Annotated in this window: 22 protein-coding genes and 2 pseudogenes; 17 read left to right on the top strand and 7 right to left on the bottom strand. The window is 63.9% G+C overall.

All coding sequences use genetic code 11. The features are described 5' to 3' along the window. Positions 1 to 96 precede the first annotated feature (96 nt). Entirely contained in the window at positions 97 to 1,080 is a 984-nt protein-coding gene (gene ubiA, locus X730_RS138065; protein ID WP_023706640.1) for a 4-hydroxybenzoate octaprenyltransferase, read from the bottom strand. A gap of 51 nt (positions 1,081 to 1,131) precedes the next feature. After that, on the bottom strand, positions 1,132 to 2,043 hold the full coding sequence (locus X730_RS138070; protein ID WP_023827485.1) for a LysR family transcriptional regulator: 912 nt from the start codon (positions 2,041 to 2,043) through the stop codon (positions 1,132 to 1,134). A 91-nt stretch (positions 2,044 to 2,134) separates the two neighbouring features. Between X730_RS138070 and X730_RS138075 the strand changes: the two genes are divergently transcribed. Together X730_RS138075 and purD are read left to right on the top strand one after the other, a co-directional pair. After that, positions 2,135 to 2,929, top strand: a complete 795-nt coding sequence (locus X730_RS138075) for a phytanoyl-CoA dioxygenase family protein (protein WP_023827484.1) — start codon at positions 2,135 to 2,137, stop codon at positions 2,927 to 2,929. A 133-nt stretch (positions 2,930 to 3,062) separates the two neighbouring features. Further along, a complete protein-coding gene (gene purD / locus X730_RS138080) occupies positions 3,063 to 4,349 on the top strand; it encodes a phosphoribosylamine--glycine ligase (RefSeq protein WP_023827483.1) in 1,287 nt (428 codons plus the stop codon). Between the two features lie 3 nt (positions 4,350 to 4,352). Here purD and X730_RS138085 read toward each other — a convergent pair whose 3' ends face one another. After that, positions 4,353 to 5,465, bottom strand: a complete 1,113-nt coding sequence (locus X730_RS138085) for a glycoside hydrolase family 25 protein (protein ID WP_032910358.1) — start codon at positions 5,463 to 5,465, stop codon at positions 4,353 to 4,355. A gap of 446 nt (positions 5,466 to 5,911) precedes the next feature. Between X730_RS138085 and X730_RS01000000164900 the strand changes: the two are divergent. Together X730_RS01000000164900 and X730_RS138090 are read left to right on the top strand one after the other, a co-directional pair. Next, a pseudogene (locus X730_RS01000000164900) lies at positions 5,912 to 7,665 on the top strand (acyl-CoA dehydrogenase family protein). Positions 7,666 to 7,696: 31 nt separating this feature from the next. Beyond that, a complete protein-coding gene (locus X730_RS138090) occupies positions 7,697 to 8,449 on the top strand; it encodes a crotonase/enoyl-CoA hydratase family protein (protein ID WP_031197384.1) in 753 nt (250 codons plus the stop codon). 8 nt (positions 8,450 to 8,457) lie between these two features. Here X730_RS138090 and pdxH read toward each other — a convergent pair whose 3' ends face one another. Then, positions 8,458 to 9,087: a pyridoxamine 5'-phosphate oxidase gene (pdxH, locus tag X730_RS138095; protein ID WP_081731661.1), complete on the bottom strand. Its 630-nt coding sequence runs from the start codon at positions 9,085 to 9,087 to the stop codon at positions 8,458 to 8,460. 28 nt (positions 9,088 to 9,115) lie between these two features. Here pdxH and X730_RS138100 point away from each other — a divergent pair, with 28 nt between their 5' ends. Both X730_RS138100 and X730_RS138105 read left to right on the top strand, forming a co-directional pair. After that, complete coding sequence (locus tag X730_RS138100; protein ID WP_023687129.1) at positions 9,116 to 9,577, top strand: RT0821/Lpp0805 family surface protein; 462 nt, start codon at positions 9,116 to 9,118, stop codon at positions 9,575 to 9,577. A gap of 124 nt (positions 9,578 to 9,701) precedes the next feature. Further along, positions 9,702 to 10,631 carry a J domain-containing protein gene (locus X730_RS138105; protein WP_023692090.1) on the top strand — a complete coding sequence of 310 codons (930 nt, stop codon included), beginning with the start codon at positions 9,702 to 9,704 and terminating at the stop codon, positions 10,629 to 10,631. Positions 10,632 to 10,650: 19 nt separating this feature from the next. On the opposite strand, the gene X730_RS138110 is transcribed toward X730_RS138105, so the two are convergent. Continuing rightward, positions 10,651 to 11,286 (bottom strand): TetR/AcrR family transcriptional regulator, encoded by a 636-nt coding sequence (locus X730_RS138110; protein WP_023685402.1) that lies wholly within the window; start codon positions 11,284 to 11,286, stop codon positions 10,651 to 10,653. A gap of 187 nt (positions 11,287 to 11,473) precedes the next feature. Here X730_RS138110 and mddA point away from each other — a divergent pair, with 187 nt between their 5' ends. The 3 genes from mddA to X730_RS138125 all read left to right on the top strand — a co-directional run bounded on the left by mddA (position 11,474) and on the right by X730_RS138125 (position 13,888). Further along, positions 11,474 to 12,208 carry a methanethiol S-methyltransferase gene (mddA, locus tag X730_RS138115; RefSeq protein WP_023685403.1) on the top strand — a complete coding sequence of 245 codons (735 nt, stop codon included), beginning with the start codon at positions 11,474 to 11,476 and terminating at the stop codon, positions 12,206 to 12,208. Positions 12,209 to 12,432: 224 nt separating this feature from the next. Beyond that, the gene (fabI, locus tag X730_RS138120) at positions 12,433 to 13,254 is read left to right on the top strand and encodes an enoyl-ACP reductase FabI (protein ID WP_023727494.1); all 822 of its coding nucleotides are present in this window, start codon (positions 12,433 to 12,435) and stop codon (positions 13,252 to 13,254) included. A gap of 46 nt (positions 13,255 to 13,300) precedes the next feature. After that, on the top strand, positions 13,301 to 13,888 hold the full coding sequence (locus X730_RS138125) for a histidine phosphatase family protein (protein WP_023685404.1): 588 nt from the start codon (positions 13,301 to 13,303) through the stop codon (positions 13,886 to 13,888). Between the two features lie 84 nt (positions 13,889 to 13,972). On the opposite strand, the gene X730_RS138130 is transcribed toward X730_RS138125, so the two are convergent. Then, positions 13,973 to 14,227 (bottom strand): DUF1344 domain-containing protein, encoded by a 255-nt coding sequence (locus tag X730_RS138130; RefSeq protein ID WP_023685405.1) that lies wholly within the window; start codon positions 14,225 to 14,227, stop codon positions 13,973 to 13,975. A 183-nt stretch (positions 14,228 to 14,410) separates the two neighbouring features. Between X730_RS138130 and aroC the strand changes: the two genes are divergently transcribed. The 3 genes and pseudogenes from aroC to X730_RS138140 all read left to right on the top strand — a co-directional run bounded on the left by aroC (position 14,411) and on the right by X730_RS138140 (position 17,206). Continuing rightward, positions 14,411 to 15,526 carry a chorismate synthase gene (gene aroC / locus X730_RS138135; RefSeq protein ID WP_023706652.1) on the top strand — a complete coding sequence of 372 codons (1,116 nt, stop codon included), beginning with the start codon at positions 14,411 to 14,413 and terminating at the stop codon, positions 15,524 to 15,526. A 74-nt stretch (positions 15,527 to 15,600) separates the two neighbouring features. Then, positions 15,601 to 16,765: pseudogene (gene ribB / locus X730_RS01000000164895) on the top strand (3,4-dihydroxy-2-butanone-4-phosphate synthase). Positions 16,766 to 16,783: 18 nt separating this feature from the next. Beyond that, positions 16,784 to 17,206 (top strand): hypothetical protein, encoded by a 423-nt coding sequence (locus tag X730_RS138140; protein ID WP_023685408.1) that lies wholly within the window; start codon positions 16,784 to 16,786, stop codon positions 17,204 to 17,206. A gap of 62 nt (positions 17,207 to 17,268) precedes the next feature. On the opposite strand, the gene X730_RS138145 is transcribed toward X730_RS138140, so the two are convergent. Continuing rightward, positions 17,269 to 18,492, bottom strand: a complete 1,224-nt coding sequence (locus X730_RS138145) for an MFS transporter (protein WP_031197382.1) — start codon at positions 18,490 to 18,492, stop codon at positions 17,269 to 17,271. A gap of 118 nt (positions 18,493 to 18,610) precedes the next feature. On the opposite strand from X730_RS138145, the gene X730_RS138150 reads away from it, so the two are divergent. The 5 genes from X730_RS138150 to X730_RS138170 all read left to right on the top strand — a co-directional run bounded on the left by X730_RS138150 (position 18,611) and on the right by X730_RS138170 (position 21,855). After that, positions 18,611 to 19,219, top strand: coding sequence for a TetR/AcrR family transcriptional regulator (locus X730_RS138150; RefSeq protein WP_023827474.1), 609 nt, complete (start codon positions 18,611 to 18,613; stop codon positions 19,217 to 19,219). 94 nt (positions 19,220 to 19,313) lie between these two features. Then, entirely contained in the window at positions 19,314 to 20,297 is a 984-nt protein-coding gene (locus X730_RS138155; RefSeq protein ID WP_023702022.1) for a hypothetical protein, read from the top strand. A gap of 71 nt (positions 20,298 to 20,368) precedes the next feature. Next, positions 20,369 to 21,295, top strand: coding sequence for a histone deacetylase family protein (locus tag X730_RS138160; protein ID WP_023827473.1), 927 nt, complete (start codon positions 20,369 to 20,371; stop codon positions 21,293 to 21,295). 3 nt (positions 21,296 to 21,298) lie between these two features. Beyond that, complete coding sequence (locus X730_RS138165; protein WP_023668433.1) at positions 21,299 to 21,550, top strand: exodeoxyribonuclease VII small subunit; 252 nt, start codon at positions 21,299 to 21,301, stop codon at positions 21,548 to 21,550. Between the two features lie 38 nt (positions 21,551 to 21,588). Beyond that, a complete protein-coding gene (locus tag X730_RS138170) occupies positions 21,589 to 21,855 on the top strand; it encodes a DUF2277 domain-containing protein (RefSeq protein WP_023668432.1) in 267 nt (88 codons plus the stop codon). Positions 21,856 to 21,857: the final 2 nt, after the last annotated feature.

The raw sequence follows: 21,857 nt of genomic DNA, 5'->3' as shown, positions 1-21,857 counted from the left end.
GAAAACTGTCACCCATGCTATCGGTCCATTCTGTTACCTATCTATCCGGTTCGGACACCGCCACCTTCTCCCCGTGTAGTGACGGGGAGAAGGAGATTAAACCAGCGGCTTTAGCGCCACCCACAGCGCACCGCCGATCAGGCCGATGAAGATCAACCAGCCGACCTGGTTGTTGGATTTGAACAGCCGCAGGCATTGATCGGGATCGTCGATATCCAGAACCGCTATCTGCCGCGCCATATGGGCGCCGGCGGCGATCAGCCCGGCCAGCGCCACCACCGGCACCTGCGCCGAGGCGAAGGCGATGGCGAAGCAGACCAGCGTGCCGCCATAAAGCCCGACCAGCCAGGTCTTGGTGTTGTCGCCGAACAGCCGCGCCGTCGAGCGCACGCCGACGATTGCGTCGTCTTCCTTGTCCTGATGTGCATAGATGGTGTCGTAGCCGATCACCCACAGGATCGAGCCGATATAGAGCATGATGGCCGGGCCATCGAGATCGCCGAACTCGACCGCCCAGCCCATCAGCGCACCCCAGGAGAAGGCGAGCCCGAGCACCAATTGCGGCCAGTTGGTGAAGCGCTTCATGAAGGGATAGACGGCAACGATGACCAGCGAGACGATGCCGAGCGGAATGGCGAAGTCGTTGAACTGCAGCAGCACGACGAGGCCCAGCAAGGCCTGGATGACCAGGAACGCCCAGGCTTGGCGGCGCGTCACCTTGCCGGCCGGCAATGGCCGCGAGCGCGTGCGCTCGACCTTGTTGTCGATGTCCTGGTCGACAATGTCGTTATAGGTGCAGCCGGCGCCACGCATGGCGACGGCGCCGACAAAGAACAGGAACAGGAACCACGGCGACGGCAGCAATGTGAGCAACGGGTCTGCCGGGCGGGGATAGGCGCTGGCCGCAAGCGCTGCCGACCACCAGCAGGGCCACAGCAGCAATTGCCAGCCGATCGGCCGGTCCCAGCGCGCAAGCTGCGCGTAAGGCCACAGCCAGCGCGGCAATATCTTGTAGACCCAATGGCCGCTCGGCGCGTCGGCGACGCGGCCCTGTGCGGCTTTCGACTGGATGGTTTCCATCGTGCTGGAGTGGCAGCAGCGGCGTGCGCCGTCAAGCGGCCGCATTGTCGCTCAGGCGGTGAAAATATCGTGGCTGGCAAACCATTCCTTCGCCACCTCCGTGAAGGCCAGTGCCGCCTTCGACAGCCTTTGCCTTGTGTCATGGGTGAGGATGATGCGCTGCATCGGCAGCGGATCGGACAGCGGCTTGCAGACCAGCGGCAGCCCGTCATAACTCCTGTCGCCATAAGGCCTGGTGTAGCTCACCGCGACGCCGAAGCCGTTGGCGACCATGCTGCGCTGCAGTTCGAACGAACTCGCCGTCGATTGCGAGACCGGCGACAGGCCGCGGCTGAGGAACAGGTCCAGCATATGCTGCCAGCTGTGCGGCTGGTCGGTGGTGATCAAGGGATGGGTCGCCAGCTCCGCCAGGCTGACGCTCGCCTGGCTGGCCAGCGCGTGGCCTTGCGGCAGAAGCGCGTGTGGCCGCAGCTCATGCAGCAGGGTGCGGGCGAAGTGCACGGGCAGGCCGAGATCGTAGGTCAGGCCGAGATCGATTGCAGCATCGCCGAGCCGCCGGCCCAGCGTCTCGAAGGTCTCGTCGCGTACCACCACGGCGACCGCCGGGCAGCGCTGCGAAAAAGCGCGGATCAGCGCCGGCGCGAAATAGGGCGCCAGATCCTCGAAACAGCCGAGCACAAGTTCGCCCCCGACATCGGCGTCGCGCGTCCCGAGCCCAACCAGTTCGTCCGCTTCGGCCAGCACCTGCTTTGCCTTCGCCACCGCGCTGCGGCCGAACGAGGTCAGCGCGATGCCGCTGCCGCGCTGGCGCACGAACAGTTTCTGGCCGAGCGTCGCTTCGACATTGTCGATCGCCACCGAGATCGACGGCTGCGAGACGTTCAGCATCCGCGCGGCCGCGGTGACGCTGCCATGCCGTGCGACGGCGACGAGGTAACGCAGCTGGGTGAGGGTCAGATTCATAGTCTAAAACTATAAGAGAGATGAGAAGTTATTATTTTACGCGATGTGCGGCGGCTGCGATAGTCGGTCATCGAAACAGGGAAGACATGAGATGGCCGCCAGACATATTGATGCCGCAGCGATTGCCGACTACCAGCGCGACGGCGCGGTCTGCATACGCGGCGCCTTCAAGGACTGGGTCGGCACCATCGCCGCCGGCATCGAGCGCAACATGCAAAACCGCAGCGCCACGGCTTCGGACATCGCCAACGGCAAGGGCAGCTTCTTCGACGATTACTGCAATTGGGAGCGCATTCCCGAATTCGTCGACGTGGTGCGCAATTCCCCGGCCGCGGAACTCGCGGCAGCGGCGATGCAGTCGCGCAGCGCCCAGTTCTTCCACGACCATGTGCTGGTCAAGGAACCGGGCACGCAAAAGCCGACGCCTTGGCACCAGGACATCCCGTATTACTTCGTCGATGGCACCCAGACCGTCAGCTTCTGGATTCCGATCGATCCGGTCAAGGAAGCGACGCTGCGGCTGATCGCCGGCTCGCACAAATGGGACAAGATGATCCTGCCGGTGCGCTGGCTCGATGACAGCAATTTCTATGCCGGCGAGGGCGACTACCTCCCCGTGCCGGATCCAGACAAGGACCCGTCGCTGAAGGTGCTCGAATGGGAGATGGAACCGGGGGACGCCATCCTGTTCGACTTCCGCACCGCGCATGGTGCGCGCGGCAATCCGACCGCGGCGCGGCGCCGGGCGCTGTCGATGCGCTGGGTCGGCGACGATGCGCGCTATGTCGAGCGCCCCGGCCGTACCTCGCCGCCCTATCCCGGCCATGACATGAAGCCCGGCCAGAAACTGCGCGAGGACTGGTTTCCAGTGGTCTTCCAGAGCTGATACCGGCCGGGGACGCCGTGCTCTCGGCGCGACGTTCCCGTGCGCAACCGGTATGGCGCAAGGTAAAACTCTTGACCCGCGCCGCCCGGGGCAATAGCGCAGTCCCTGTCGTGAAATGACAAGGGACATCGGCATGCGCGTTTTTTTGATCGGCTCCGGCGGCCGCGAACATGCCCTGGCCTGGAAGATCGCGGCCTCGCCGCTTTTGACCAGGCTCTATGCCGTGCCCGGCAATCCGGGCATCGCCCACGAGGCCGAACTGGTCAAGCTCGACATCGCCGACCATGCCGCTGTTGCCAGCTTCTGCCAGGACAACGCGATCGATCTCGTCGTCGTCGGGCCGGAAGGGCCGCTGGTCGCCGGCATTGCCGACGATCTGCGTGAGCAGGGCATCCGCGTCTTCGGCCCGTCGAAGCGGGCAGCGCGGCTCGAAGGCTCGAAAGGTTTTACCAAGGACCTTTGCGCCAAATACGGCATCCCGACCGCCGCCTATGGCCGCTTCACCGATCTTGCCTCGGCGAAAGCCTATGTCGAAAAGGTCGGCGCGCCGATCGTCATCAAGGCCGACGGGCTTGCCGCCGGCAAGGGCGTCACCATCGCCATGACGCTGGACGAGGCGCGCGCCGCCCTCGATGCTTGTTTCGACGGCGCATTCGGTGACGCCGGCGCTGAGGTAGTAGTCGAGGAATTCATGACCGGCGAGGAGGCGAGTTTCTTCTGCCTGTGCGACGGCACGACCGCACTTCCCTTTGGCACCGCGCAGGACCACAAGCGCGTCGGCGATGGCGATACCGGCCCCAACACCGGCGGCATGGGCGCCTATTCGCCGGCGCCGGTGATGAGCCCCGAAATGGTCGAGCGCACCATGCGCGAGATCGTCGAGCCGACCATGCGCGGCATGGCCGAGCTTGGCGCGCCGTTCGCCGGCATTCTGTTTGCCGGGCTGATGATCACCGACAAGGGGCCGAAGCTGATCGAATACAACACCCGCTTCGGCGATCCCGAGTGTCAGGTGCTGATGATGCGGCTGAAGGACGATCTGCTGGTGCTGCTCAACGCCGCCGTCGACGGCCAGTTGGCGCACAGTTCGATCCGCTGGCGCGACGATGCCGCGCTGACCGTGGTGATGGCGGCACAGGGCTATCCCGGGACGCCGGAAAAAGGCTCGGTCATTCGGGGTCTCGACGAAGCCGCTGGCGAAGGCGTTGAGATTTTCCATGCCGGCACTGCCATCAATGGCGGCGCGCTGGTCGCCAATGGCGGCCGCGTGCTCAACGTCACGGCATCAGGCAAGACGGTGGGCGAAGCGCAAAGCCGCGCTTACGCCGCGCTCGACCGTATCGACTGGCCGCAAGGCTTCTGCCGCCGCGACATAGGCTGGCAGGCGGTGGCGCGGGAAAAGGCCAGCGCCGCCACATAAGCCTCAGCGCTCGCGAACCAGTTCCGTCGAAGCGGTGCTGACCGGGTCGGCGGCCTGCGAGAAGGCGGCCTCGAGCAGAGCCTCCGAACTATACGTGGTCCGCTTCCAGGCGACATACTCGGCAATGCCGAAGCGCGCGCGGCGCGGCACCGTCTTGACCACCGGCATGCGGAAGGCGGCGCGGAATGTCTGCCAGCGCGCGCCGAGCACCGCCACCATTTCCTCGACCGTCGGTGGCGTCGCCACATCGGCGTATGTGATGGTGACTTTGCCGGCGAGCCCGGCCGCGCGCGACACCGGCACCGGTATTGAGGCGAGGTAGTCGGGCGGCACGTCGATCAGGCCGCCGAAGGGCCATTGCTGGCGCAGTGCCGCCGCGTCCATCGGCGCGACGTTGACGTCGATGTCGTTGGGCGTGCCGGCGACGCGGTAGGGGCAGCGCAGGCGCCCGCAATTGGCCTGCGCCGAGAACTGCCACAGCGCATAACCCTGCCAGTTGCCCATCGGAAAATGCACGTCGATGTCGGGCTTGTAGCGCGCATACCAGAGCGGCAGCCGCGACAGCAGACGGTATTGGTAGCGGTTGTCGGCGATGTACTGGGCGGTCTTGCCGTTGGTGTAGAGGATCGGGAAACGGCCGAGCCGCCGGTGCACCTGGCGCACGAATTCCTCGGCATCCTCGAGCGACATCCATTGCGAGGGGTCGTTGCCTTCGAGATCGAGGGCGAGCAGATCGTCAGGGGCTGGCTCGGCGAAATCGATGAAACTGTTGGCCTGCTCGAGCGGATTGCCGGGGCGGGCAAGATGATACGCGCCCCATTTCAGGCCGAGCGCCTTGGCCACCACCTTGCGCGTCTGAAACAGCTCGCGCGTCACCGCAAAGCGTTTCCACAATGTCTTGCAGAGTTTGACCGTAGGCTCGTCGCCGTAGCAGAAATAGGGCGGCGGCAGCCCGTCGGAGGCCTTGTTGATGAAGCCGACAATGCGCTTGTCGGTGGCAAGCTGCGCCCAGTCGACGGAATTGTATTCATAGGCGTCGACCACCAGCGCGCGGTCGCCATCCCGCCAAGGCTCGGAAAAGTCCGAGGCTGTAGCCGCTGACGTCAGCGCCATCATCGCCGCGAGAGCGATCGCTGAGCGGCGAAGAAGATGCGCCGGCGTTTTCAAACAGGGGACCCCCGCTGACCAAACACCGATGGTGGACCGGTATGGTTAAGGAAGCGCTTTCGGGCAGGAGTCCTGTCGCTCTCGCGACTTCTTCATTCTATGGCGAAGCAAGGAGCGAAGCGACGCGGCGCGGACCATAGTATGCATTCCGCGACTTCGAAGCGTTGCCACGGCGCAGAATTCTGCACCGTTGCGCCCCTAGCGCGAGGTCGCGACATGGTACTCGGCGTCCGCTACGCTCCCGCTCCACCCGTGGACGACGGAGTTCGCTACAAATCCGCGTGACAAAGTTTGACGTTTACGTAAAAAAAGGTCGGAGGCCGCCCAGAGGCGGATGGTTTTGCATCGGCCCGGGTCCTAGGATCGAGCGATCGGAGCAGCGGAGGAGAAGCGGCATGTACAAGGCCCCGGTCGACGACATTTCGTTCACGCTCAAGCATGTCGCCGGGCTCAAGCCGGCACTCGACAGCGGCGCGTTCGGGGACCTCGGCGAAGACCTTGTCGACGCCATCCTGTCCGAGGCCGGCCGCTTCGCCAGCGAGGAAGTGGCGCCGCTCTACAAGATCGGCGACGAGCACGGCGCGGTGCTGAAGGATGCAGCCGTGACCACGCCGCCCGGCTGGAGGGCGCTTTACCGCAGCTGGATCGGCGGTGGCTGGAACGCGCTGTCCGGACCGGAAGAATTCGGTGGCCAGGGCCTGCCGACCATGCTCGGCGTTGCCGCGCTCGAAATGTGGAACTCCGCCGCCATGGCCTTCGGCATCGGCCCGACGCTGACCATGGGCGCCGTCGAGGCGCTGGACAAGCATGCCTCCGAAGCGCTGAAGGCAAAGTATCTGGCAAAGCTCGTCTCCGGCGAGTGGATGGGGACGATGAACCTGACCGAGCCGCAGGCCGGTTCCGATCTCGCCGCTCTGCGCACCCGCGCCGAGCCTGCCGGCGACGGCACCTACCGCATCTTCGGCCAGAAGATCTTCATCACCTATGGCGAGCATGATTTCACCGACAACATCATCCATCTGGTGCTGGCGCGGCTGCCGGATGCGCCGGCCGGCACGCGCGGCATTTCGTTGTTTTTTGTGCCGAAATTCCTGGTCAATGATGACGGCTCGCTCGGCGCCCGCAACGACGTCTTCTGTTCGGGCCTCGAGCACAAGCTCGGCATCCNACCATGATCTATGGCGACGGGTTCCAGGGTGCTGCGCCCGGCGCCATCGGTTGGCTGATCGGCGAGGAGAACAAGGGGCTCGCCTGCATGTTCACCATGATGAACAACGCGAGGCTTTGCGTCGGCATGCAGGGCGTGGCAGTGGCCGAAGCCGCGACGCAGAAGGCGATCGCCTATGCCAATGAGCGCCGCCAGGGCAAGGCATCGGACTTTTCAGGCGCCGGGATGGCGCCGATCGTCCATCACCCCGACGTGCAGCGCAATCTCTTGACCATGAAGGCTTTGACCCAGATCGCCCGCGCCATCTCGTATTCCTGCGCCTATGCCATCGACTTCGCGCGTGTGTCGACAGGCGAGGAGGCCGCGCATTGGCGCGATCGCGCCAATCTGCTGACGCCGCTGGCCAAGGCCTTTTCCACCGATATAGGCGTCGATGTCGCATCGCTCGGCGTCCAGGTCCACGGCGGCATGGGCTTCATCGAGGAGACGGGCGCGGCCGCGCTCTATCGCGACGCCCGCATTGCGCCGATCTATGAAGGCACCAACGGCATCCAGGCGATCGACCTTGTAGCCCGCAAATTGCCGCTTGGCGGCGGCGAGCATGTGCATGGCTATATCGCCGAACTGAAGGCCATCGCCGACGAGGTGCGGACCTCGAACCTGCAGGGCTTCGGCCGCACCGCCGAAGCGCTTGACCAGGCGTTCGACGATCTCACCGAGGCGACGCGCTTCCTGCAGAAGCTGCTGGCCGACGGCCGTCTGGACGAAGCGCAAGCCGGTGCGACCCCCTATCTCAGGCTGATCTCGCTTGCTGCCGGCGGCGCTTATCTGGCGCGTGGCGGACTTGCCCAGCAGAGCCGCATCGCCCTTTGCCGCTTTTTCGCCGAAAACCTGCTCGGCGAAGTCAGCGCCTTGAAGGAACGCGTCATCGATGGCGCCGAGAGCCTCGCTACCGCCGGCAAGGCGCTGATAACGGCCTGAATACCAGAGCGCTCACCAGGGAAGAATGACCGTGACAGACCATATCCTCGTCGAGCGCCAGGGCGCCATCCAGATCATCCGCATGAACCGTCCCGACAAGAAGAACGCACTGACGCGCGCCATGTACGCGACAATGTCCAAGGCGCTGGCCGATGGCGATGCCCACCCGGCGGTTCGCGTCCATGTCTTCCTCGGTGTGCCTGGCGCCTTCTCTTCCGGCAACGATCTCGCCGATTTCCTGGTCATCGCCACCGGCGGTGAGGGCGGCAACGAGGTCTGGGACTTCCTGATGGCGCTGGCCAAAACGGAGAAGCCGATGGTCTCCGGCGTCGACGGCATTGCGGTCGGCATCGGCACCACGCTCAATTTGCATTGCGACCTGACTTTCGCTACGCCGCGCACTGTGTTCCGCACACCCTTCGTCGACCTCGGCCTGGTGCCGGAGGCGGGCTCCAGCCTGCTGGCGCCGCTCATCCTCGGCAGGCAGGGCGGCTTCGCGCTGCTTGGGCTCGGCGAAGGTTTTTCCGCCGAACGCGCCAAGGCCGCCGGCCTGATCTATGAGGTGGTCGAGGAGGACGGGCTAGAAGCCGCGGTACTCGCAGCGGCCGGCGCGATCGCCGCCAAGCCGCCGCAGGCGCTGAAGATCGCTCGTGACCTGATGCGCGCCCCGCGCGACGAGCTTGTCGCCCGCATCAAGGTGGAGAGCGAGCATTTCTCCGAGCGGCTGAAGTCCGACGAAGCGCGCGCCGCGTTGACGGCCTTCATGACACGCAAGAAGGCCTGAACCTCTCCTCAGGGATAAAGCCGTGTCTTGTCCCAGCCGCCTTCGGCGTTGCGCGAAAAGACCAGCCGATCGTGCAGCCGGAACGGCCGGTCGTGCCAGAACTCGATCGCCTGCGGCACGATGCGGAAGCCCGACCAGTGCTTTGGCCGCGGGATTTCGCCGATAGGGTAGCGCGCCGTGTATTCGGCCACCGCCTTCTCCAGGGCAAAGCGGCTTTCCAGCGGCCGCGACTGTTTCGAAGCCCATGCGCCGATCCGGCTGCCGCGCGGCCGCGTCGCGTAATAGGCGTCGGCTTCAGCGTCGCTGACGATCTCCACCGGACCGCGTATGCGCACCTGGCGGCGCAGCGATTTCCAGTGGAAGCACATCGCCGCCTTCATGCTGCCAAGAATCTCGCAGCCCTTGGCGCTCTCGAAATTCGTGTAGAAGACAAAGCCGCTTTCATCGAAGCCCTTGAGCAGCACCATCCGCACATCCGGCATGCCGTCGGCATCGACGGTTGCAAGTGCTACGCCGTTGGCGTCGTTGATTTCGCTTTTCTTGGCGTCCTCCAGCCACTCAGCAAAGAGCCGGAACGGCTCGGCGGCTTTGGTAAAGTCACTACTTGTTAACTCAGTGTCACTCATAGTTTTTCTCAAATTGTCTCGAGCTTCAGGAGGTTGCCGATTGTCGCGTATCGCGCAAGCTTTTGACAGCGGGCAATGGAGCGTTATCGCTTCGGCCAGTTCGAAAGCCGTGATCGTGATTATCGCACTGCCGCTTGCCGCCTGCGGCGCCGGCGGCTTCAGCCTAGAAAAGGCCGAGGTCGATCGTTCCATCGTCACCTCAAGCGCGCCGGCCAGGGTGACATCGACGGACGCCGACAGCGCTTCCGACCAGACCACGATCGGCAATGCGGTGTCTTCGGCCGACATCGAGGAGCTTCGCGGCCAGGCCGTGCCGTGGGCGAATGCCGACACCGGCTCGCGGGGCTCCATCACCGAACTCGCCGAAGTGCAGGACAACGGCCAGGCCTGCCGCAGCTTTACCGCCTCGCGCGAAAGCTTCGACGGCGTCGCTTTGTTCAAGGGGCAATTGTGCATCGCCGCGGCCGGCGGCTGGCACATGCAGGACTTCAAACCGCTCTGATTTTCGAGGTTTGCGGGCATCGCAATTTCAACCCTCGATAAGCCTGCGCGCCACTGGAATTTCTTCCTATGGGAGCGCATATAAGGGCCAACGTGGATTTAACTCATTTTCCAGGGCAGGACGCATGCGCGACCCCTATGAGGTGCTGGGCGTTGCCAAGAACGCATCGGCCAAGGACATAAAATCGGCTTACCGCAAGCTCGCCAAGAAGTATCATCCGGACCAGAATCCGAATGATCCCAAGGCCAAGGACCGTTTTGCCGCCGCCAATCAGGCCTATGAGGTCGTCGGCGACGAGAAGAACCGTGCGGCCTTCGACCGCGGCGAGATCGACGCCGACGGCAAGCCGAAATTCCAGGGCTTCGAGGGCGCAGCCGGCGGCGGTGATCCGTTTGGTGGCTTCCGCCGCCAGCAGGGCGCCGGCGGCTCGCGCTTCGAATTCCGATCCGGGCGTCCGGGCGGCGATCCGTTCGACGGCAACAGCGATATCTTCAGCCAGATTTTCGGCGACGCCTTTTCAGGCGCGCGTGGCGCCGGAACAGGCGACCGCCGCCAGCAGGCGACCGCCGCCGATCTGAACGTCACGCTCGACGTCACCATCGAAGAGATAGCGACCGCCGAAAAGGTGACGGCGATGTTCCCCGACGGCCGCAAGATTGCGGTCAAGCTGCCGGTCTATGTCGAGGACGGACAGACCATCCGGCTGAAGGGCCAGGGCGAGCAGGGGCCGGGACAGCCGGGCGATGCGCTGGTCAAGATCCGTATCCGCAGGCACCCGCGCTACCGCATCGAGGGCCGTGACTTGCATGCCGATCTGGAGGTAGCGTTGGCCGACGCGGTGCTGGGCGCCAAGGTGCCGGTCGACACGCCGACCGGCAGGCTGGCGGTCAACATTCCGGCCTGGTCGAGTTCCGATAAGGTGCTGCGCCTGAAGGGCAGGGGCTTGCCGGAAAAGGCCGGCGGCCATGGCGATCTCTACGCCCATGTCCGCATCATGCTGCCGGAAGGCGGCGACAGCGAACTCGAAGCGCTGATGCGCAGCCGCAAAGGCTGACGCGGCTCGACTTCGCTGGCTAACTGCCGGGCGCCACTTCCTCCATCCGCCGGATGGTTTCGCCGAAGCGGCGCAGCGCCTGCCGTACCGGGACATGCGGGCTCTCGATCTCCAGCAGGATCATCGTCTCGCTGCCGAGGAAGGCGGCGCTGACCAGGCTGGTCACTTCGGCGGCGGAGAATGGCCCGAGGCCGCCGAACCGCCGCTCCGCCTCTTGCGCCAGTCCGTCCAGCAGTTCGAACCAGCCGCGCAGGTCGCGGCGCACCGCCTTGGCGATTTCGGGGCTCGACAGGCTTGCCGCGATCATCTCGTGCAGGATCCGGACATAGCCGGACGCCAGATCATCGTCGAGGAAATCGCAAGCGCGCTCCCAGCGTTGCCACAGCGGCATAGGTGCCGCAAAAGTCTCCGCCTGGCGCTTCAGCAGGCCCTCGTTCAGATGGTCGAGCAGCGCCAGGAACAGCCGTTCCTTGGAGCCGAAATGGTAATGGATCTGGCTGAGCGGAACGCCGGCGATCTCGGCAACGCGGCGCGTCGACAGATCGGCATAACCGCCTCGATGGAGGCATAACTCGGCAGCCGAAATCAGTTCGGCGCGCGTGTCGCGCTTTTGCTTGTTCTGCGGCGGGGTAACGGCTTGGGCAGCGTCCGTCATGCGGCGTGGCTGCCGCTGGTAGCGGTGCAATCTGGGCGGATCATAGCTTCTCCTGTCCGGGGCTGGACGTCCCTCCACTCTATCTCGGTCGAGCGACCGATCAAGTTGACTCGCTAGAAAATTTATGGTTTTTGACGCTGAATTCGGTCGACCGACCGAATCCTGATGCTTGCATGGAGGGGCAGTCATGGCGGGCGTAATCACCCTTATCTACGGCGTTGCCGCATACCTGATTTTTCTCGGTTCGTTTCTCTATGCGGTCGGTTTCGTCGGCAACATGGTCGTGCCGAAATCGATCGATTCCGGAGTCGCTGGAAGTCCGGTCGAAGCCGTCATCGTCAATGCACTGCTGCTCGGCCTTTTCGCCGCCCAGCACAGCATCATGGCGCGACCGGTTTTCAAGCGCTGGTGGACACGGATTGTCCCGCACGCGGCCGAACGCAGCACCTATGTGCTTTTGGCCAGCCTCATCCTGCTGCTGCTCTACTGGCAATGGCGGCCGATTCCCGGTCTCGTCTGGACGGTCGAGAACCCGGTCTGGGTCGCCGTCATCCATGGCGTGTTCTGGCTCGGCTGGGCGGTATTGTTGACCAGCACCTTTCTGATCAACCATTTCGAACTGTTCGGCCTGCGCCAGGTTCTCGCCGCTTTGCGCAAGAGCGAACCGGCGCCGCCCGTGTTCAGGACGCCACTGTTCTACAAATGGGTCCGGCACCCGCTCTATGTCGGCTTCCTCCTGGCCTTCTGGGCGACGCCGTCCATGACATGGGGCCATCTCCTGTTCGCGGCGGGCAGCACCGGCTACATCTTGCTCGGCATCTTCCTCGAGGAACGCGATCTCGTCGCGATGTTCGGCGATCAGTACCGAAGCTACCGCAAGCAGGTGGGAATGCTCATTCCCTGGCGCAAAATGGCTGGATAGGGCCGATGCGTTGCCGGCCAGCCGATTCGGCTGGTCGGGCGGGCCTGGGCCATCAAGGCGCGCTGGCCGCAGTGAGGCGTTCAAATCTCACAACAACGTTATTATCCCCCATTCGTTGTCACGCCGAGTGTCTGAATTGAACGCGCGCCCCGTCTGCGCTTGATGCGCCTTTCTGCCTGTGCGATAGGCACTCCAAAGCAGAAAATCTTTCGGAGAGCGCTGACATGGCGGGTGGACAGGGCCTTATGGCCGGCAAGCGCGGCCTTATACTGGGCGTCGCCAACAACAGATCGATTGCCTACGGCATCGCCAAGGCCTGCGTCGACCATGGCGCCGAGATCGCGCTGACCTATCAGGGCGAGGCGTTCAAGAAGCGCGTCGAGCCGCTGGCTGCGGAATTGGGCGCCTTTGTCGCCGGTCATTGCGATGTCACTGATCCGGCGAGCCTCGACGAGGTGTTTGCCAATGTCGCCAAGCATTGGGGCGGCAAGCTCGACTTCCTCGTCCATGCCATCGCCTTTTCCGACAAGGACGAGCTGACCGGACGCTATGTCGAGACGACGCGCGACAATTTCCTGCGCACCATGGACATTTCGGTCTATTCCTTCACCACCATCGCCAAGCGCGCCGAAGCGTTGATGACCGATGGCGGCTCGCTGCTGACGCTGACCTATTACGGCGCCGAAAAGGTCATGCCGCATTACAACGTCATGGGTGTCGCCAAGGCCGCGCTCGAAGCCAGCGTGCGCTATCTCGCCGTCGACCTCGGCGGCAAGAAGATCCGCGTCAACGCTATCTCGGCCGGGCCGATCAAGACCTTGGCTGCTTCGGGCATCGGCGACTTCCGCTACATCCTCAAGTGGAACGAATACAATTCGCCGCTGAAGCAGACCGTCACCCAGGAAGAAGTCGGCGATTCCGCCGTCTATTTCCTGTCGGACCTGTCGCGTGGCGTCACCGGCGAGGTGCACCATGTCGATTCCGGCTATCACGTCGTCGGCATGAAGGCGGTCGACGCGCCGGATATTTCGACCGTCAAGGAATAGTTCTGCCGCGGTTTCCGCCCGCCTGTCCTGATTTCCGGAAGACCTGATGGTTCCGCTCGTCTACATCGTGCGCCATGGCCAGACGCAGTGGAATGCCGAGTCGCGGCTGCAGGGCCAGGCCGACACCGATCTCAACGCGCTCGGCCGCGAGCAGGCGACCCGCAATGGACGGCGGCTGGCCGAACTGATCCAGAATCCTGAGGATTTCGACTTTGTCGCCAGCCCGATGAAGCGGACGCGCGAGACGATGCAGCGGCTGCGCTTGGCGATGCAGCTCGATCCCGATGCCTACCGCACCGACCCGCGTCTGGTCGAGGTGCACTTTGGCGACTGGCAGGGCTTTACCTATGCCGAACTCGACGCGCGAATGCCGGGCTCGGCGAAGGCGCGACGACGCAACAAATGGAATTTCCAGCCGCCGGGCGAGGGCGCCGAAAGCTACCAGATGCTGCTCGAACGGGTGAAGCCGTGGTTCGAGGCGCTCGACCGCCAGACGGTCTGCGTCACGCATGGTGGCGTCGTGCGGACTCTGTTTCGGATGGTCGAAGGTGTTTCCGAACATGAAGCGGCAAACCTGGAAGTGCGGCAGGACCGGGTGCTCAGGCTGCAGGACGGGCGTCTGGATTGGCTTTAGGTTCGAGCAGATAAAAACAGGACGACCGTCCTGTTTATCCGGGCAGGGCTCCGCCGAGCGGCAAGACCCTGTTCGGCGTCGGTGTTACTCGGTGTCGGGCAGTTCCATGTCGGTGACGACGTTCTCGCCATTCGTCACGTCATAGGCAATGACGATATCCATGCCCGGCTTCAGCGAATCGAGATCGGTCTCGGCGTTGAGCTTGAAGGACTTGCCGTCCTCCAGCGTCAGCGTCAGCGCGTCCTTGTCGACCTTCTTGATCAGGCCTTCGGTCTGGCCGGCATAGGCGGCGGTGGAAATCAGCAACATGGCGGCAGCAGCGCCAATCAGGGTACGCATCGTCGTCCTCTTTGTCATTGCGCCTGCACGGATGGCGGCGAGCTTTCAACGGGCGGATGGAAGAGAGCAGAAACCAACCGAATGTGTCAAAACTAAAACCGCCGGATCACAGTTTGACCGCTGTGGAAAACGCCAATAGAACGCACCTTTGATCCGGTCCGCTGCCGGGCAGGGCTAAAATTCATGTCTCACAACACGTTCGGCCATCTGTTCCGCGTCACCACCTGGGGCGAAAGCCATGGCCCGTCGCTCGGCTGTGTCGTCGACGGCTGCCCGCCCGGGATCCGCTTCACACGGGCCGAAATCCAGGCCGAACTCGACAAGCGCCGTCCCGGCCAGTCACGTTTTGTGACCCAGCGCCGCGAGCCGGACGAGGTGAAGGTGCTGTCCGGCTTCATCCTCGACGAGGACGGCGAGACGATGATCACCACCGGCACGCCGGTCTCGATGCTGATCGAGAATGTCGACCAGCGCTCCAAGGACTATGGCGAGATTGCCCGCCAGTACCGTCCCGGCCACGCCGACTACACCTATGAAGTCAAATACGGCCTGCGCGACCATCGCGGCGGCGGTCGTTCCTCGGCGCGCGAGACGGCCGCGCGTGTGGCCGCCGGCGCGCTCGCCCGTAAGGTGGTGCCCGGAATGGTGGTGCGCGGCGCGCTGGTCTCGATGGGCGAAAAATCGATCGACCGCGCCAACTGGAACTGGAATTTCATCGGTGACGTCGAAAACCCGTTCTTCACCCCCGATCCGGCCTCCGTTCCGGTCTTCACCAGCTATCTCGACGGCATCCGCAAGTCCGGCTCCTCGGTCGGCGCGGTGATCGAGATCGTCGCTGACGGCGTGCCCGCCGGCCTTGGCGCGCCGATCTACGCCAAGCTCGACCAGGACATCGCGTCCGGCCTGATGTCGATCAACGCCGTCAAGGGCGTCGAGATCGGCAACGGTTTTGAAGCCGCCCGCATTACCGGCGAACAGAATGCCGACGAGATGCGCATCGGCAATGACGGCAAGCCGGTCTTCCTGTCCAACAATGCCGGCGGCATTCTGGGCGGCATCTCGACCGGCCAGGCGATCGTCGCCCGCTTCGCCGTCAAGCCGACCTCGTCGATCCTGACGCCGCGCAAATCCATCGACAAGGACGGCAACGACGTCGACGTCATGACCAAGGGCCGCCACGATCCCTGCGTCGGCATCCGTGCCGTGCCGATCGGCGAAGCCATGGTTGCCTGTGCCGTCGCCGACCATTATCTCCGGCACCGGGGACAGACAGGCCAGGGATTAGGCAGTAGGGATTAGGCAATAGGCCAGCCCATCCTTCCTTCCCTAACTCCTACTGCCCAACCCCTATTCCCTGCGAGCGAAGCGAGCCAATGCCATACGATCAGAAGAAAATCGTCGAAGCCATCCGCGCCTTCGAGCGCGGCGAGATCGTCGTCGTCATGGACGATGACGGGCGTGAGAACGAGGGCGACCTGATCGTTGCCGCCGTGCATTGCAGCCCGGAGAAAATGGCCTTCATCATCCGTCACACCTCCGGCATCGTCTGCACGCCGATGCCGCGCGAGGAGGCCAAGCGGCTCAATCTGCAGCCGATGGTCGCCGACAATGATTCCGCCCACACCACGGCCTTTACCGTCAGCGTCGATTTCAAGCATGGCACCACCACCGGCATTTCGGCCGAGGACCGCACGCTGACCGTGCGCAACCTGGCCAACGGCAATGTCGGCGGTTCGGATTTCGTGCGGCCCGGCCACATTTTTCCACTGATCGCGAGGGAAGGCGGCGTGCTGATGCGTTCGGGCCATACCGAAGCCGCCGTCGACCTGTGCAGACTTGCCGGCCTGCCGCCGGTTGGCGTGATCTCGGAGCTGGTCAATGACGACGGCACCGTCAAGCGCGGCCCGCAGGTTGCGAGCTTTGCCGAGGAACACGGCCTCAAGCAGGTCTCGGTCGCCGACCTCATCGCCTACCGGCAGCGCAAGGAAACGCTGGTCGAACGCGTCGCCTGCTCCGAAATCGACACACTCGGCGGCAAGGCACAGGTCTTTACCTACACGCTGNACGCGTCGCCTGCTCCGAAATCGACACACTCGGCGGCAAGGCACAGGTCTTACCTACACGCTGCCCTGGGATTCCATGCACCATGTCGCGGTCGTTTTCGGCGACATCCGTGACGGCGAGGACGTGCCGGTGCGGCTGCATTCGGAGGATGTGGTGACCGACGTGTTCGGCACCAGCCACCGGCTCGACGCCATTATGAAGGCGATGGGCGAACGCAAGCGCGGCGTCATCGTTTACCTCCGAGAGGGTTCGGTCGGCGTCGCCCATCAGGAGCGCAACCGGCCGATGAGTGCCGACCGTGAGGACCACGAAGAGGCCCGCCGCCGTGAGAACGAGTGGCGAGAAATCGGCCTCGGCGCGCAGATTCTCAAGGATCTCGGCATCTCCTCGATCAATTTGATCGCCTCGCGCGAACGCCACTATGTCGGGCTTGAGGGCTTTGGCATTCATATCGCCAAGACCGAGATTTTCTAGGGGACAGGGGGCGGTCGGATGAGCTTCGAGGCCTATCTCAATTGCTTTGAAGATGGCGAAGAGAGCTACTTCCCCACATCGATCGTCGAGGATGCCTTCGCGCCGTTCGTCACCAGGCGTGAACCTGAATTCACCTGCTGGGTCGTCGCCTATGACGATGCGTCGTCGGCCGACCTCTATCTCAATTTCGACCCCGGCGATGCCTCGCGATGTTCAGGCTTCACCGTCGCGCGGCCGCCCGACGATCCGCGCCTCTACGAAGCGCTGTGGAAAATCCTGCGTGTCACCAGCTCGGTCGTGTATTGCGCCGGAGAATGTCCGCCGATGGTCGGGCGCGCTGAAACCATACCCCATCTGAACCCGGATATGGTTGAGACACTGGGAAGTCCTGTTGTCGTTCTCGATGGAAACGAGATCCGCAAGAGGCTTGAACAGTCGTAGGGAGCCGCGCTCCTTTGGAGAAGCTGCGTCCGATCCGCGTTCCCGACCGGACGCTTGTGCGTTTATTCCGCGGGAACGGCGGCTGCACCGCAGCCGTCCAGCTCGCAGGCGCGGGTGGCCAGGCTGCGCTGGCCCACCAACACCGTGACCAGTGCGATAGTGCCTGAAACCACCGAGACCCAGAACCCGTTCCTGGCGCCGAACTCATCCACCACCGCGCCGGCGGCAAACGAACCCAGCGCCATGCCGATGCCGATGCCGGTCATCACCCAGGTGATGCCTTCGGTCAGCATCGCTTCCGGCACGTGGCGTTCGATCAGGCCGAAGGCGGTGATGAAGGTTGGCGAGATCGCCACGCCGCTGATGAAAACGGTCAGCGCCAGCAGCGGCACCGTGTCGGCGGTGAGCGGCAGCAATGTGCCGAGCGCAACGAGGGCGACCGCGAGGGCCAACTGGCGCTGCAGCGGCGCTTTCAGGTTGAGCGCACCGACGACGAGGCCGAGCACGAACGATCCCAGCGCATAGACGCCGATGACGAGGCTGGCGGCGCCCGGCTGGCCGAGTTCCTTGGTGATCGCCACCGTGCTCACTTCCGTCGTCGCGAAGGTGGCGCCGACGAAGATCAGGGCGAAGGTGATGATCTGCACCGGCCTGAGCCGGATTGCCGAGCCGCTCGAGACATGATTCACCGGCCGCACTTGTGGTTCGGTCGAACGCTGCAGGATGAAGGCTGCCGAGCCAAGGGCGAGGAATAGCGTGCTGACCAGGACACCGGCTTCCGGGAACAGAGCGGCACTCAAGCCCACCGACAGCGATGCGCCTGCAATGTAGACGAGTTCGTCCGCCGCCGATTCGAAGGCGAATGCGGTGTTCATCTGCGGCCGGCCGCGAAAAATCTCGGTCCAGCGCGCGCGCACCATCGCCGGCATGCTGGGCATGGCGGCGGCCGCCAGTGCCGACACAAACAGCGTCCACACCGGCCAGTCCTGATTGGCTGCGGCAATCAGCACCGCGAAGGCGAGCACGGTGAGGATGGTGGTCGGAATCACGATCCGCGTCTGGCCGAGGCGATCGACCAGCCGTGATATCTGCGGCGCCACGAAAGCGTTGCTCAGCGCGAACGTCGCCGAGACAGCTCCCGCCAGCCAGTATTCGCCACGTGTCTGCGACAGCATGGCCACGATGCCGATCGGCGCCATGGCGATCGGCAGCCGCGCGAGGAAGCCCGCGGCGGCAAACCCCTTGGCTCCAGGGGCACGAAAGATTTCCGAGTATGGGTTTTGCATGGCTGGTTCCTCGACAAAGGCCAATTCGACAATTACATACGGTGCGTATGAATATAGGTAGTCGATACGCCGCGTATGTCAATTGGCATACGAAGCGTATGTGAATAAGGCCAGAACCATGCACAGACCCCGCAAGGAGATGATTGCCGAAACGCGCGCCAAGCTGATCACGGCGGCCCGCCACGCTTTCGGCACGATCGGCTATGCCGACGCGTCGATGGACGACTTCACCGCCTCGGCCGGGCTGACCCGCGGCGCGCTCTACCATCATTTCGGCGACAAGAAGGGCCTGCTGCAGGCTGTCATCGCCGAAATCGATGGCGAGATGGCCGTCCGCATCCATGAGATTGCGTCGCGGGCGCCAAGCCGCTGGCAGCGTTTCGTCGACGAATGCACGACCTATATCGAGATGGCGCTGGAGCCGGAAATCCAGCGCATCATGTTTCGCGACGGTCCGGCTGTGCTCGGCGATCCGGCGCAATGGCCGAATGCCAATGCCTGCGTCGGTTCAATGACCGATCATCTGACGGCTCTGCAGCAGGAGGGGGTGGTCGTCCCCGGCGTCGACCCCGAAACCGCCGCCCGGCTGATCAACGGCGCCAGCAGCCAGGCGGCACAGCGCATCGCCAATTCGAACGACCCCGAAGCCACGTCGAAGACCGTGGTGGCGGCCTTCCAGCAGTTGCTTGAAGGCTTGCTTAAAAAGCAGGATCCGCAGCCGGCCTGAAATCTGGTCGGCCGAGACCCGGCATTTGCCGAGATTGACAATTCCCGGCCCGGGTTCATCCTCGCCGTCCATCTCTGAGGGGAGATTCGGGCGCATGTGGGATTTCGAAATCGGCAGGTCGGTGTCCATCATGATCAGGACATGGCCATTCATCGTCTTTCGCATGATCGTCTATTTCGGCATCACGCTCGCCTATATCGTGGCGACCGGCAGCGGCGCCTCGGTCGGCTATGGCGTCGGCCATATCTCCACCGATCCCGACGGGCCGCTTTCCTTTGCGCTCTGGGGCGGCATCGTCGGCATCGGCGTCGTTTCGATCGCGCTGTACTGGATCCGCGAATACATCCTCTATGTCGTCAAGGCCGGCCATATCGCCGTCATGGTGCATCTGATCGACGGCCGCGAGATTCCCAATGGCCAGGACCAGATCGCCTACGCCAAGGATGTGGTGAAGGAACGTTTCGCCGAGGCCAACATCCTTTTCGTGCTCGACCAGCTGGTCAAGGGCGCCATCCGCGCCATCACCGGCCTGATCGGCGGCATCGCCGCCTTCCTGCCCATTCCGGGCCTCGGCGGCCTGGTCGCTTTCATCAATACGGTGATCCGCCTGTCGCTGACCTATGTCGACGAGATCATCCTCGGCTACAATATCCGCATCAACTCGTCCTCACCGTTCGAAACCGCCCGGCAAGGCGTCGTGCTCTATGCCCAGAACGGCAAGACCATGGTCAAGAACGCCGTCTGGCTGGCGGTCATCATGTGGGGTGTGTCCTTCGTCATCTTCCTTTTGATGCTGGCGCCGGCCGCCGCCATCATGTGGTTCATACCGGGGCAGCTCGGCGGCTGGGCCTTCGTGCTCGCCATCCTCCTTGCCTGGGCCTTCAAGGCGGCTTTCATCGAACCCTTCGCCATCGCCTGCCTGATGCAGGTTTATTTCAAGACCATCGAAGGCCAGGTGCCGAACGCCGAATGGGACCAGCGGCTGGCCGAGGCGTCGTCCAAGTTCAGGGAACTCAGGGACAAGGCGGTGGCTTCCTTCGGCGGCTCGCGCTGGACGCAGCCCGCGCCCGGGGTGTAATCCCTGTTGAGCGTCGGGGCGGTGCGGCGTCAAACCATGGTCAAAGCGGCCGGGCGCGCCTATATCGGGTCATGGTCACCAGGCTCTATACCCATCCGATCTTCCTCGAACATCTGACGCCCCCCGGTCATCCGGAGCGGCCGGACCGCTTGCGCGCTATCGAGCGCGTGCTCGACGACGAGGCCTTCACCGCACTCGATCGGGTAACGGCGCCGCAAGGCGACGAGGCCACCATTCTCTACGCCCACCCCGAGGATTTCGTCGCCCGCGTCCGCGCCGCGATCCCTGAGAGCGGCATCGCCTCGATCGACGCCGACACCAGCGCCAGCCCGAAAAGCTGGCAGGCGGTGGTGACCGCCATCGGTGCCGCCAACGCCGCTGTCGACGACGTGTTCGAGGGCCGCGTCGCCAATGCCTTCGTCGCCTCACGTCCGCCAGGCCATCATGCCGAAAAGACCACGGCGATGGGCTTTTGCCTGTTCAACACCGCCGCAATCGCGGCCCGCTATGCGCAGAAGAAACACGGCGCCGAGCGTGTCGCCATCGTCGACTGGGACGTGCATCACGGCAACGGCACGCAGGACATTTTCTGGGATGATCCGTCGGTGCTCTATTGTTCGACGCACCAGATGCCGCTCTATCCCGGCACTGGCGCCAAGACCGAAACCGGCGCCGGCAACATCGTCAACGCCCCTCTGGCGCCGCAGACCGGCTCGGACATGTTTCGCGATGCCTTGCTGTCGCGCGTCCTGCCGGCGCTCGACAATTTCGCGCCCGATCTGATCATAATTTCCGCAGGCTTCGACGCTCACCATCGCGACCCGCTGGCCGAGATCAACCTCAGCGAGGACGATTTCGACTGGGCGACAGGCCAGTTGCTGGAACGCGCCGGGCGCCACAGCGGCAACCGGCTCGTCAGCCTGCTCGAGGGCGGCTACGATCTGCAAGGACTGGCATTTTCGGTGGCCGCCCATGTCGGGCGGCTGATGAAGGGGTAAAGTATGGCTGGCGAAGCAAATGAAGACGTCAAGGCGATGAGCTTCGAGCAGGCACTCGACGCGCTGGAGAAGATCGTCGATGATCTCGAACGCGGCGACGTGCCGCTCGACCAGTCGATCAAGATCTATGAGCGCGGCGAGGCGCTGAAGGCCCATTGCGACCGGCTGCTGAAGGCGGCCGAAGACAAGGTCGAGAAGATCAGGCTGTCGCGTGATGGCAAACCGGTGGGAACGGAGCCGCTCGACGCGGAGTAGTGGAATGGGGCGGGCATAAAGCAGATAGGAGTTCAAGCATGTGCAGAAACATCAAGACCCTGTTCAATTTCGAGCCGCCGGCGACCCATGACGAGATCCGCGACGCCGCCCTTCAATTCGTGCGCAAACTGAGCGGAACGACGCGGCCCTCGCAGCGCAACCAGGCGGCCTTCGACCGTGCCGTCGAGGCGATCGCCGAATCGGCGCATGAATTGCTGCATTCGCTGGAAACCACGCATCATCCGCGCAATCGCGAAGAGGTGGCGGCCAAGGCAAAAGCCAAATCGGCGCTCCGCTTCGCCTGAGG

The sequence above is a fragment of the Mesorhizobium sp. L103C131B0 genome (genome assembly GCF_000502275.1).
GTDB lineage: Bacteria > Pseudomonadota > Alphaproteobacteria > Rhizobiales > Rhizobiaceae > Mesorhizobium.
Note: the sequence above shows the minus strand (reverse complement) of the source record. Positions and strands in the feature narration are given on the sequence as shown.